The organism is Prevotella falsenii DSM 22864 = JCM 15124, assembly GCF_000613945.1.
Classification (GTDB): domain Bacteria; phylum Bacteroidota; class Bacteroidia; order Bacteroidales; family Bacteroidaceae; genus Prevotella; species Prevotella falsenii.
The window spans coordinates 1-12,823 of record NZ_BAJY01000008.1 but is presented as its reverse complement, the minus strand read 5'-3'; the positions used below and the strand labels follow the sequence as shown (position 1 = coordinate 12,823).

The 12,823-nt window shown below is 40.9% G+C and carries 9 protein-coding genes and 1 pseudogene; all 10 read right to left on the bottom strand.

Going from position 1 to position 12,823, the window contains the following annotated elements:
• Positions 1 to 35: 35 nt before the first annotated feature.
• The 10 genes and pseudogenes from porL to JCM15124_RS04465 all read right to left on the bottom strand — a co-directional run bounded on the left by porL (position 36) and on the right by JCM15124_RS04465 (position 12,325).
• The gene (gene porL, locus JCM15124_RS04505) at positions 36 to 836 is read right to left on the bottom strand and encodes a type IX secretion system motor protein PorL/GldL (RefSeq protein WP_024998471.1); all 801 of its coding nucleotides are present in this window, start codon (positions 834 to 836) and stop codon (positions 36 to 38) included.
• On the bottom strand, positions 836 to 2,326 hold the full coding sequence (gene porK / locus JCM15124_RS04500) for a T9SS ring complex lipoprotein PorK/GldK (RefSeq protein WP_024998470.1): 1,491 nt from the start codon (positions 2,324 to 2,326) through the stop codon (positions 836 to 838). The genes porL and porK overlap by 1 nt, the downstream gene beginning before the upstream one ends.
• A gap of 9 nt (positions 2,327 to 2,335) precedes the next feature.
• On the bottom strand, positions 2,336 to 3,274 hold the full coding sequence (locus tag JCM15124_RS04495; RefSeq protein ID WP_024998469.1) for a PorP/SprF family type IX secretion system membrane protein: 939 nt from the start codon (positions 3,272 to 3,274) through the stop codon (positions 2,336 to 2,338).
• A gap of 132 nt (positions 3,275 to 3,406) precedes the next feature.
• Positions 3,407 to 3,628, bottom strand: coding sequence for a DUF2795 domain-containing protein (locus JCM15124_RS04490; RefSeq protein ID WP_024998468.1), 222 nt, complete (start codon positions 3,626 to 3,628; stop codon positions 3,407 to 3,409).
• A 55-nt stretch (positions 3,629 to 3,683) separates the two neighbouring features.
• Positions 3,684 to 4,241, bottom strand: a complete 558-nt coding sequence (locus tag JCM15124_RS04485) for a cob(I)yrinic acid a,c-diamide adenosyltransferase (protein WP_024998467.1) — start codon at positions 4,239 to 4,241, stop codon at positions 3,684 to 3,686.
• A gap of 13 nt (positions 4,242 to 4,254) precedes the next feature.
• Complete coding sequence (locus JCM15124_RS04480; protein WP_024998466.1) at positions 4,255 to 4,866, bottom strand: hypothetical protein; 612 nt, start codon at positions 4,864 to 4,866, stop codon at positions 4,255 to 4,257.
• An 18-nt stretch (positions 4,867 to 4,884) separates the two neighbouring features.
• The gene (locus tag JCM15124_RS15830) at positions 4,885 to 5,184 is read right to left on the bottom strand and encodes a hypothetical protein (protein ID WP_156930667.1); all 300 of its coding nucleotides are present in this window, start codon (positions 5,182 to 5,184) and stop codon (positions 4,885 to 4,887) included.
• Positions 5,172 to 7,162, bottom strand: a pseudogene (locus JCM15124_RS17145) (ComEA family DNA-binding protein). Before JCM15124_RS17145 ends, JCM15124_RS15830 begins: the two are co-directional and overlap by 13 nt.
• A 319-nt stretch (positions 7,163 to 7,481) precedes the next feature.
• Positions 7,482 to 9,665, bottom strand: coding sequence for an amidohydrolase family protein (locus tag JCM15124_RS04470; protein ID WP_024998465.1), 2,184 nt, complete (start codon positions 9,663 to 9,665; stop codon positions 7,482 to 7,484).
• Positions 9,666 to 9,682: 17 nt separating this feature from the next.
• Positions 9,683 to 12,325, bottom strand: coding sequence for a hypothetical protein (locus JCM15124_RS04465; protein WP_024998464.1), 2,643 nt, complete (start codon positions 12,323 to 12,325; stop codon positions 9,683 to 9,685).
• Positions 12,326 to 12,823: the final 498 nt, after the last annotated feature.

Genomic DNA, 12,823 nt, shown 5'->3' with positions numbered 1-12,823 from the left:
TATTATGTTTGGAGGCAGACAAACGCACGTTAGATTTATTCCTCTGTTGTAGGTTGCGCCGGAACGGCAGGCGATGCAACACGCATATTCACAGTCATTGCCTCTATCATTCGGGCATAAACCTTGTTGAGTTGCTCTATCTGCTGCGCCATCTTGCGGGTTTGTTCGTTGATTTGGTCGATGGTTCCAATCTGCTGACTCGCACCCTTCAGCTGCATTTCGTAAACCTTAGTGATGCCCGTAAGCGTACGATTGAGGTTTTCCATCTCCTCGCTGTCGCGTGTAAGACGCTGGCTTTGGTCGTTCACCTTGCCCAACATCTCGGTCAAACTCTTCAGCGCATCGACATAATTGGTTTGCGCTTCTACCATTTCAGGCGTCTGCTGCTCGGCATTAGCGATAACTTGGCTTTGCTGATTAACCACTGCAGCCGCTATTTGGTCAGCCAATGGCATTGTTTGGCGAGCTATTTCTTCGGCTGTAGCATCAGTAGAAACAACCGGTTGGCGCACAGAAGAAACGTTGCCTTTCGTATTAATGCCGACTGTTTCAATCTCTTCATCGTCTTCTTGGAAATGTGTTGGTATTTCTTTGCCGTCGTCTGTCTTATCGAAAGGTCGGTCGAAAGCAGACAAGAAGAACACCACGACTTCTGTTCCCATACCCAAGAACAACCAAATGTTAGCTCCCGGGAGGTGAGTGAGCTTGAACAATGCACCCAAAATAACGATTGAGGCACCCCAACTATAACCATAGTTCAAGAAAGTCTGTCCCGGGACGGTATCAATCCACTTTTGCAGACGATATATAATGTTGTATTTGCTATATTGTGTCATTACTTTCTATTCTTTTTTCTTTTCTTACTACTTTTCTTTGCCTCTTTTGCTGCTTCGCTCGAAGAGCTTGCTAAGCTACGCACACAACGGAAACCGATATAGCTGCGCGGCTGATTTTGGTATTCCCAAGTACGCCATGCGCTCCGGATATAGCTTTCAGGGTCTTTCCAACTACCGCCACGCACGCTCTTTTTCTTTAGTCGGTAAGGGTCTTCCTTAGCCGCCTTATACTCCAGCTGTGGGTTCAAATCATTCATAGACTTTACTCCTGCTTCGGTGTAAACGGTGCTTGTCCATTCGGCTACATTGCCTGCCATATCGTAAAGACCATTTGAATTGGCACTGTAAATACCTGTTCTGCTGGTTATAAGGTTGCCGTCCTTGGTGTAGTTTCCTCGGTCGGGCTTAAAGTTGGCATAGAAACAACCGTTTCCACTCTTCACATCTTGGTTCTCCCAAGGGAACTCGTCTTGGTTCTTTCCGCGTGCTGCGTATTCCCATTCAGCTTCGGTCGGCAAGCGATAGCGTTGCACAAAACGTGCTTCCTTACCTAAACCCTTCAACAAATAGTCGGTACGCCAAGCGCAGAAAGCATTGGCTTGCTCCCATGTAACGCCCACAACAGGATAGCTATTGTAGGTGTCGTTGCTGAAATAATTGCGCAAATAGGTTTCGTTGTCGGAGTTACGAAAATCGTTTACCCAACAAGTTGTATCGGGATATATATTTACAATATAGGTATTCAAGAAGTCCCAAGGACCTGACAATGGGCGATTGATGGTTTCTTGATGTATATTTCCCTCGTCGTCGATGTAGGCAGTGTCCTTTGAAATCATCACTACTTCTTCCGGATCTACCTCTATATCGGTGTTCAAGTTGCGTTCCGATGGATTCAAACGGTTGCGACGAAGTGCAGCCGTAGTATAGTCGTATATTTCGTAACGATAGTTCAGCTGCTTAGCATCAAGACTTTTCTCGCCCGTAACAGGGTTTGTTGTGTACAAACTCTCGAAAGCTCGCTGCTCGTCTTCGTTGGGTTTACGTGGTAATCGTTTATTCCAATCCAAGTGAGGAGTAACAGGATTGCCACTCTTATCTTCGGTTATCATATATGTTTCATCGCCTCCATACGCCGGATCAGCAAGGCGTGTACGAAGGATAGAGTCGCGTACCCACTCTACAAATTGTTTATATTCAGAGTTCGTAACTTCAGTTTCGTCCATCCAAAAGCCGTCTACAGAGATGTCTTTTACCGGAGTGTTCTTACCCCAAAGGCTGTCTTGGTCGGCAAGACCCATTTTCAGCCAACCTCTCTTCACCAAGGTCATACCGTAAGGAGTGGGTTCGCGGAAAGGTTTACCGCCGCCAACACCGGTTACTTCGCCTCCTCTGCCCGACATTGAAGCCGATTTTCCGGCAAAACAGCCTGAGAGTGTGCCAAGCATAACAATGCCAAGACAAAGAATTAATATATTTTTTTTCATCTTCATATTTTGTTTCTATAGAAATCTTACGCTTTTATGTTTGTTTCGTCCTTTCTTTTGCAGGTTTATATCGGTTTGATAACTCACCACCAACTCGTGGCTGCCGTTGCCCACGTCGGCTGTTCCTGTGTACATTTCGTAACTGTAGCCAACGTTGATGTTGTGGAAACTTCCTCCCACGTATGCCGTTACAGAGTTTGTAGGACTGTAAGACACACCACCGTACAGCACTTTCTTCTCATTCGTATAGACCAATCGTGCAGTTATATCCGCCCGATAGCCGTTACCGTCGTAACGTGCCATAACAGAGGTTGGTATAGTAAGAAACGGATTTCTTAGTTTTATATTGTATCCACCTGTCAAATAATAGGTCTTATCTATTTGCAGTTCGTTCTTCTCGCCCAACTCTACAAGGGGCGCATTCAGATGCTGCACAGATGCACCGATGTACCAATTCTTGTGTATATAGTAAAGTCCGACGCCCAAATCGAGGCTCTGTCCGCTTACTTCTGCGCGTGTAAAGGCAGGGTCGCCGGCATCTTCAAGGTCTGCCTTAGAGCCGTCGAACTTCTCCAACAGCACTCCTAACTGCACACCGGCTGCCAACATTCCACCAAAAAGACTTTTGCGAAAAGCGTACTGTCCTGCGATGCGTTGATGGGTAAAAAGTCCGATTTGGTCGTTCAAAATCGACATACCCACGCCGTGATATTGCCGCATGAAATAGAGCGGCATACAGGCACCGACGTACATTACACGCGGATTGTTTTTATAGCCTGCAAAGTCCAAGGCGTATGTTCCTACGACGTTGAGATGGTTTTCCTTTCCCACGGAAGCAGGATTATAGTAAGGTTCCATTTCCCAATAATGGCTAAAAGATACGTCGTACTGCGCCAATGCGGTGGCACTGACGAGCAAATACAGGCTGATTATGGATATTAAGCGTTTAAACACGTATGTATAACGATTGTTTGTGCGTATTATTGCATTTACCGATAAAATAAGACTGCAAAAGAAAATAAACAAAAACAACTCACCAAGGGGCATAGCCATGGTGAGTTGTCCGCATTATTTTAAATTCAATAACTAATATTCATCTTCGTTCCACAAGAAGTCGTCCTTAGACGGATAGTCGGGCCAGATGTCTTCGATACTATCGTAAACATCGCCTTCGTCTTCAATTTCCTGAAGGTTTTCCAATACTTCTAATGGCGAACCTGAACGAATGGCATAGTCGATAAGCTCTTCTTTAGTTGCCGGCCATGGTGCGTCTTCCAGCTTCGATGCTAATTCCAGTGTCCAATACATAGGCTTAAAATATTTGCTTTAGTTTGTTTTGCGTGCAAAAATACTATTTTATTTCTTATTTGCAAGGATTTTGCCATATTTTTTCGTCTACTTTCTCGATATTGTTTAAATAGCGTGAAAGCACGAAGAAGTAGTCTGACAAACGGTTTACATACGCCATCAGGTTGCTGTCTACCGCCGAAGTCTCGTCCAAAGCAATGATAAGACGCTCGGCACGCCGACAAACAGTGCGGCAAACGTGGGCGATGGAAGCCGAACGACTGCCGCCGGGAATAACGAAACTTTTCAGTTCGGGAATGGCAGCCTGCATTCTGTCGATGGCGTTTTCTACGTGTTCGATGAACACACCGGCAACTACCGACTCTTTTATTTCCTTTTTAAAATTCTCGCCCATGGCTAAATTGCAGCCGATATTGAAGAGTATGTTCTGTATTTCGGCTAAAAGGTCGGCGGTTTCTTGTTCGTTTACATAGGTTGCGAGCAACCCGATGAACGAGTTCAGCTCGTCTACCGTTCCATAAGAATCAATGCGAATATCGCTCTTCTTTACTCTTGTTCCCCCTATCAGACCGGTTGTTCCCTTGTCGCCTGTCTTTGTGTACACTTTGCTCATTGCGCTTTGTTTATTAGAAATTTATTATATGGTTTTGCTTGGGTCGCTTGTCGAAAAAGGCGATACCTATATGATATAGGTCGAACGAGAAGCTGACGCGCTCGTCGTCCACAATTTGCTGCCAAAAGGCTTTTGTTTCTGCATTGCGCTTTATGCCGTCTACAATGATAAAACTTTGCGCATTGATGGTTGTTCGCAACGTATCGTAAAACGTTTGGCAGTGTTCGCTGACCGTCAGGAAATAGATAGCAGACTCGCAAGACGCAGTGCCTTCGCTCGCCTCGCATAGTGTTTTCGCCTCTTCTATCAATGTTTTCTCGCACGCAGCCTTAATATAGCTTTCGTAAGCCGGCAACTTCGTGGGATAGAAACAAAATCTATCGGCTTCGGCAAAACGGTTTATCCGATACAACAGCCGAGCTTTCTTGCGCTCTATTGCTGTTAAGGCATTGCCGGCTCGCTTCAATTCAGCATAAACGGGATAGAAAGTGTGGTCGTTTATCACCTTCCTATCAAACGAAAAAGCCGATGGCGACTGAATGCCAAACCCCTGAATATGCTTCATTCGTTGCAGCCAAACCATCAAAGCCTTTATTTTATATGGCAGAATATTTCGTTGTATCATAATAATAGCAATGCAAACTTACTTAAAAAATGGTGAAAACGGAAAGGATAAGCCGCTTTTTTGTGAAACACTAACAATTCTGTCTATTGTTTTTAACCCCAATTGGCTATTAGCGTCCTTGACCGGTTTTGTTCGATTGTCGAGCAGATGTGCCGGCGTTTCATCGAAGGCGTAGCGGACTACGCCGAGATGGAATGGCGGCGCAGATGCCGGCAAGCGGACCAAAGCAGTAAGGAAAACTGTTTCCTTTCTTTTTGCTTTCGGCAAGTAGTAAAAGCCGCAACCTGAGTAGAAAGCGGTTCGCACTAAACTTTCCAATGCAATTGCACTTCCAAATCGGTCTGTTCTGAACGGTTTATCTGTTGCAAACCCGACGAAATATGCTTGCGGTCGAAATAGTGCGTAGTACCTACCTTCAGCAAAACAGACAGATTTTGACGCAAGTTGGCACGAGCAAACACCGACCAGCGAATGCCCTTGCCGTAGAAAGTGGGGAAACTAAAACTGTAAAGCATGCTGCGCTCGTAGATATACAAGCGAGAAGCGAAGTCCGCAGTATGGAAATAACCGATGTTCGCCGAGGTTTGCAGCCACGAAAGAGGTTGCCAAGCAACAAATTCGCTTAGCATATAGCCAAAACTATTGGTTTTATGGTGGTTATAGGCAAGGTCTGCCTGCGTCTTGAAATCCCAATTCAGCCCCGAGCAGGTGAATGCAAAACGTGTTCGCTGCGTATATTCATTGATTAATTTTGTGTGGTCGGCATTGTCTTTCTCGCGAATTTTAAACCGGTAGCGAGCTAAGAACGAGAGATTTCCACGGGTGTAAATGGCGGAAATATAATTGTCCCATGCACTGCTTGCTACCGATGCGCGATAGCGTGGCTTGCGAAAATAGGCATAGTCGGTATAGGCAGAAAGGGCGAGGAAGCGGTTTACAGTCCAATTTGCTCCTACCAACATACCCATCTCGTTGCGCATCTGTCCGCCTTCGCTAAAGGCATTGGCGTGGAGTGCCCAATATCGAGAGCCGTAATATCGCTGAATGGCAGTCAGAGAAAGCCGTTTCGTGGGTTGAAACGATAGGGAATTTAAAGTAGCCACAGCACCATTGCCACTCATTGCAATTTCGCCATTCATATTCCATCGATAGTTCAGATAGCCGTAACTCACACCAACGTTCCAAAAATCGTACCCTTGTGGGTAATCGGAACGGTAAGTTTGCCCGGTATTGGGCATCAACGGACGGTCGAAATGTGTGTACAGTGCCGTCAGACCCGCACGAAAGCCATGGTCGAACCATTGTAAATTGCCGCCGAAAGTGGTTTGCGAAATGTTGTTTTTCTTCTTCATTTCGGTGGGCGTGCGATGATAACCCGACTTCAACAGTGTGCGAATGGTGCCATCGGCATTAAGCGTAGCATCGTTCTTGCGGTAAGATGCAAACGCCGATAGGTCGATATGGCGTGTCAAAGCCACCGTTGCAGCCCCTCCTTGCAGATAATTGGCATGCGAACGCGAAGAGTATGGACGAATAGCCGTGTAGGAACGCCTTGCGAAAGAAGGGTCATTGTTTTGCCAAAACTAAAATCGTTGTTGATTATAAGACCTTGCCCGAACCGCACTTTATAGCGTCCTGCAACGGCAGACTTTATGCGCCCCAACTTGCGCACTGAGATATAAAAGCTGTAATGGTCGTAACCAAGCGCATTGCGGTTGGCAAAGAAAGGTTCGCCGCTGTCTTGTGCACCGACAAGACCGGCTCGGAAATAGTCGGAATAAGAAAATTTATAGCGCAGCGAGTGCGTATAGGGATAGCCTAAGTAGCCATTTTTATCGCCCTTTCGTTCGTAGAAAGGTGCTTTCATCGTAAAAGTAATATCGTGTTTTCCATATTTTAAAATCGTAGCAAGTGGTGGAAAATGCTTCTGTTCATCAATCTTTATTGTTACAAAACAGCTCAACAATTCGCTTCTCGCGGTATCAAGCGACTCTATCATCAGCAGTTCGCCCACCGAGCGCATACCATGATACTGATAAATGTAAGCCAAAATGTCTTCCACCTGTGTAGCCGTAAGAAACGGAAGCTGCTCTAATTCTTCCCGTGTCGCCTTATTCAAGTCAATGGGGTGCGCTGCCAAACTGCACAGCAAATCGTAATTCTCCTCATTCATCAATCCCTCCTGCTCCTCCGAAACCATCAATTCATCGTACAGCCGCTGCCAATCGCGCTGCTCTTGCGCATTCGCAACAAAGGAAAACAAGGTTAAAAAACACACCAAAACACAGTTTTTCATCTTATAAAAGGCTAAAACAATATCGTATTTAACACATTCATCTATCAACCAAGCAATGAGTATTGTTGCGCAAAAAGTGATTTTTCAAAGGTATAGTCCGAAAGAATTAATTTAATCAACACAAGTGTAGACGACAGAGAACATGACGAAATATACTTCCGTAGGGCACGAAATATACTTCCGTGGGACACAGAATATACTTTCGTAGTTATTAACATTTCATCCTCTCTTTTATTCGTCAAATCACTTTATACTTCTTTCCACTAATTATCGACAGAGCCAACTCAATGCTTAAACTTGGTAACTTCTAAAACCAGTCTTAACTAAAAGCATAGATTTCTGTATTATAGTTTAATTTTTTAATAAAGTCTAAAGCCCCATTAACACTAACCCCATATTCGTATACCAATAATGTGAAAACGTGGCAGTACTCATTATATATATTGGTAGCAAATATGCCTGCATCATCTGTACCAAGCACAATGGGAGGAATGGCTTTTCCTTCGCCTTCCCACTTGAACCAATTATGCAGATGAAAGGTGCAAAATTGACGATGATTTCCAATAAGCACATTACTTGTGGGTAGTGTTTCTATCACTATCTCTTTCTTATGCATCAATTTTAGTATCGCTAATTGTACTTTATGTAAAGCTGCTTCATCAAGAATTTCATAGATTTCCACTTCTATTTTCTCATTATATTTCTCAACGTAATCTTTTTTATGATATAGTTCCAACAAATGATACTCTATTAATTTATTTTGCTTGTCTAATTCCACAATATCAAGTTTCCGATTCTTCCATGCAGATATGTAAGCCTCAATATTTTCATCACCTTGATAGATTTCCCCCGCAAGCTCCATAACACGCATTGAAATCTGTGGCATAAGTGGACGTAAATCCGCTCCTTCTTCAGTACTTGCTAAGTAATATGCAAAAAGGAGGTCGTCCATATATGCTCCTTTAGGAACTATAATCTTATCGCCAACATTTTTATGCCAAATCTTAGAGCTGACACCGGCAGCTGTTGCATGCCCTATTCGGTCTCCTCGCTGTAGTCCTAAGAATTCTATCGCTTCATATATGGCACGTAAACCACCAAGCAAGTGATAGAAATCTTCTCCTGCATGATACGTGAAGTGCCGAAACCCTTTCTCACGTAATCTCTTAAAAACAGGTGCAAAAACTTCTGGTGGAGTGTCAAATTCGCTTGCGGCTGCATCAATACCAACAATGAACTTTCCATTCTTACTTACACTTTTATGCATTGATATTAGTATTTCACTCCTTCTTTTAATGTCGGCACGTAATTTCTGAAAGCGAATATTTCCTTTTTGTTTATCTTTCTTCTTTATGAAGTGTGCAATAAGACGAAGCTCTGAGTTGGGAAGTTCTAAATTCATTTGTGCTGTATTCAGTTTTTTCCAGCCTCTTCGTATTTTATCTATCAAATTATTGTTTTTATCTTTTGTATCTTTAGGGGAAAATCTTCCTTCGATAATCCTAAGGTTATCAAGACCATTTCCTGCCAACTGGAAAAAACGTTGTTCGTATTCTCGCTCACTGAAGTCTCGCAACTTATTCGAAGTGTACTTTTGAAATTGCTCAAACCCAAAGCATTCAGGTTGCTGTACAAGTATAGAATTAGTAAGTCCCAATATAAGAAGATAATGATGAAATTTGTCTGCCACATCTTTGTTAGTGGGATATAAACACAAGTAGTAGAGAACGGCAATGTAAAAAATACTCTCCGATCGGCGAGTAAAGTCCATAAAGATAGGAATTTTCTTCGATAACTCATCGAAAAGTTCCACTCTGAGTTCATTCGCCTTCTCTATCAGCTCCTTAAATCTATCCGGGCGTGACCAATTATCGAACTGTTCATATTGTTCCTTGACTAATTCGTCTTTTTCGGCATCATACATCTCACTGATGACACAATTAGGATACTTAAGTATATCAAGCCAAACCGTATCTGTTTCTAATGTTCCGTTTAGATGGATGTGAAGGTCGCAAAAGCCGTTATGCTTTCTTTTTAAATCTTCCATCTGTCGAATATATGGTGAAACAAAGCTTGTATAACGTAAATTGGGTGCTACAGATTGATTATAGAAAGAATCCGTTGTAAGTTCCTGACTTGAGAAATGTCCGTTTCTGAAAATATAAGCACAAACTAACAGCATAGGAGGTATATATGCTATCAGATACTGCCATTCATTAAACTTTTCAGCCTTGACATACACCCGATTATACCGGTACTCTAAGAAAGCGTCTGCAAGTTCAGTAAGACCTATCGTAAAAATTTGACTTTTCTCTTCTATTTTCTGAAATGAATAGTTTGCATCAAGCCTTAGATAATGGTCTGGAATCGTTGTATTATGTTCTCGTTCAATTAACATCAAACGACGCTTAACATCACCGACACTAACCTCCCCTCCTTCTTGATACGAAGAGAGGGAAAGACGGTCTGTCAGTAGATATGAAAGATATGAATGGTATTTCATAGGGTACAGGTTCTTTTCTATATCAGTCCATTACGTTTAAGTTCTTCTTCTAATACAACCCTCAATCCGTCCATGCCTTTTTGATTGATAGAATTCACGAACTCAAGAGACTCTATCCATTCCTTTGCTTCTGCATTGTTTTTGTCATAGAATCTTTCCTTAAACTCTTTCAGTGTGATACCTTTTTCTAAAATGATTTTAAGAGATTTTCTATAGTTACCACCAGTTATCTTAATAGCACCTTTTTGATTATTCGCTAATTCTACTTCCCTTAGAATACTGAACAATAAAAAGTTAGTATTGTCTTTAAAATTAAAAACCTCTTTCCTTTCTTTTAATAGTTCTTCATCGATGAAACAATAAAGTAATGGACAGGTTATAAGCCAACGAGTCAGTTGTAACTTTTCCCAACTATTATTTTCTTTAACCTTATTAATATTTTCTTGAAATATTGTGTATGAACCTGTCGGATTATTATTGCTGACTCCAATTCCATCTAATTTCTCTTTAACCTCTTCCACCAAACATGCATTTAGGAATAATATGACAGCCTGTTGCATTCTATCGCCAAGGGTAGCGTCAGTATTAATATTTTTTACTGAAGAAGTAAACCGAGTCATAATACGTCCGAGTAGATAGGGGGGAATAGCAGGAAAATTTTCCTTGCCCATTATTGAGACTCTCCATTCTTTCAAACTTGTAACTAAGTTATCGTAAACCTTTTCCTTTTCCCTATCCGTATCCTTTAATTCGAGCACTCTTGATAGTTCTTCATTCCCCTCTATGTCTTCTTCTAAAATATTAGTTCTTCCTAATTGCATAGAAGGCACAGGATAGGTTCTGTGTAAACTCATTTCCTGTAGGCAACGTTTAATATCCTCCTCTTCCTTTCCCCAACGTACGATATAACATATTGTTGATAACAAGACTGGTACAGAGTAATACAATCCTGTCTGCTGTTTCCGACTACTACTTAAAGAAAATAATGGCAATAAGGCTAATGTTCTTTGAGCCATATTAAGTTCTTTTCCCTTTAGAACACTGTCTAATGAGTTTTTGCTTTCTTCTTGATTCTTCTTGGCTTTTAAGGCTAATCCCTTTAACTGAATCAATTCTGGCATATTTAGTTCGTTTGCTTTACCTACAGCTATCATTAGTGCAACTATATTCTTTATTGACATATCGTGTTGCATTCCTGTATAGGATAGCATCAGTTCGAAAGCTCCCTTTTCTAATGACATATTAAAAGATCTTGCATAGCCAACTCTTAACATATAGCCAAGCAAAATCCATGGGTGTATCTTAGCTTGATTAACAAATATAGTGGTAAGTCCCATAAAGCATCCATTAGCATCATGATCTTCAGTATTGGGTATCAATAAATACGAATGTGAGAAGAAATTATTCTTTGATAAGTATTCCACAATGCTAGTAATTGTGAAAGTTTCACTCTTGATAGCTGCATCTACATCTATTTTTGCAGCCATCATTCGAGAAACGAATGCATCTATTTGGCTGTAGATACCATCGTCGCCCAAATTTGAAAGTATGCTAATCTGACTTCGTATAGAAAGCCCTAAAAGATAATCCATAAAGAGTTGTCTTGTGCTATTGATACCCAACAGCTCCAATCTTCTAATATATTCACTTTCTATTTGAGTTTCTTTCTCTTCATCCGCCTTTGTCTTCTTCAAATAATATGATACTCCGTATAGTTGCTTTGTTTCTTGTAGCGACATCAAATGAATTCGGTTTTCCGGTTTGAGTATCTTTAGCAGATACTGTCCCTCCAATTGATTTACCTGCTTTAAGAAGTCAAAACTGTCAAAGTGCATTAATTCACTGAGTTGTTTCCATTGATGTAATCGAACATTATATGAATAAAGTGTCAAATTACCGCTTAGAAGGATAATCAACTTAGGTGTTGTCAGATACTTTCGAATAATTTCAAGTACCGGCCAACCTTTTGACATATTCACATCAATATCGTCGAAAGCCAAAACAAAAAAATCCTTACCTATAATTTTCAATGCCAAATCTACTAATTTGTGGAAATTATCTTCAAGATTATATGCTGCAGTTACGCTCTCTAAGCCACGATCTATAATATAGTTATCGTCATCCCAATTCTCATAACGCTTTGTATCTATTTTTTCAAGTGTAGGTAAACCTTTCGCCAACTTTCTCAAACTTTCTTTCCAATCGCGTTCATAAGAACATATACCGCTTGAAAAACAGCTTTTCATCTCCTCTATTTTATCAGTTACCTTTTTATTGATTAATGACAAAATAACCAAGAATACGTGCTCTTTTTCTTCCATTTGTGTTGGGTCGATAATCCCCAATATTTCCTCTTTCTCCTTTTTATTACTTATATATCTAAGAATATTAAGGATAAACGTAGTCTTCCCCGAGCCTCTTCCTCCAAAAATAGAAATTGTGTTATATTGGTGTAATATACTTAATTCAGATTTTTCTTTTCCCGTATTATCTTCTTTTGGGGGATTTTGGGTGATTTGGGTGATTTGTTTATCAATAAGTTTTGTAACACGATCGTACTCAACAATGTGTATGTTCTGACTTCTTTTAAAGTCATGGGCATACTTACTATCTTCTAAGATGATTGTAACTTTCTCTCCTTTCTTTTCATTTTCTTCCATACTACAACAATAGTTATTTAATATTAGGTGATAGTTAATGTACGACTAAAACAAGCTGCTCAAATAAAAGTATACTTACAAAATGGTTATAGATGTATAGATTACTATTTTTCACACTTATTCTTTGTCGCTTGCAAAGATAGTAATTTTTATGTAATTATAACAAAATAATTAAAAATATTACTATACAATGTGAACTTAATATAAGAACATAGTTTAAAAAGTATGTACCATGAACCAATTTGGGATTAACAGTTCAAGAAACTGTTTACATCAGATAATCGGATTACTTACATCGAACAGTCGGATTACTCACATCATATAATCGGATTACCAATTGGTGGTAATCGATTACAGATTGATGGTAATAAGATTACAGACTTACGGTAATCGTATTACCATCGGTTGGTAAAACTGCAAGGAACGTACTGCGATGGAATGCAATCCGATGTTTTCTCCGAAAAAATGAAAAAGCGGGTGTGTCAAATAGACACATCC

What these genes read in the sequence shown, in the direction of transcription:
- JCM15124_RS04480 (WP_024998466.1), bottom strand. Translation starts at nt 4,866, where the DNA reads ATGATACAACGAAATATTCTGCCATATAAAATAAAGGCTTTGATGGTT.
- JCM15124_RS04485 (WP_024998467.1), bottom strand. Translation starts at nt 4,241, where the DNA reads ATGAGCAAAGTGTACACAAAGACAGGCGACAAGGGAACAACCGGTCTG.
- porK (WP_024998470.1), bottom strand. Translation starts at nt 2,326, where the DNA reads ATGAAGATGAAAAAAAATATATTAATTCTTTGTCTTGGCATTGTTATG.
- porL (WP_024998471.1), bottom strand. Translation starts at nt 836, where the DNA reads ATGACACAATATAGCAAATACAACATTATATATCGTCTGCAAAAGTGG.
- JCM15124_RS04465 (WP_024998464.1), bottom strand. Translation starts at nt 12,325, where the DNA reads ATGGAAGAAAATGAAAAGAAAGGAGAGAAAGTTACAATCATCTTAGAA.
- JCM15124_RS04490 (WP_024998468.1), bottom strand. Translation starts at nt 3,628, where the DNA reads ATGTATTGGACACTGGAATTAGCATCGAAGCTGGAAGACGCACCATGG.
- JCM15124_RS04470 (WP_024998465.1), bottom strand. Translation starts at nt 9,665, where the DNA reads ATGAAATACCATTCATATCTTTCATATCTACTGACAGACCGTCTTTCC.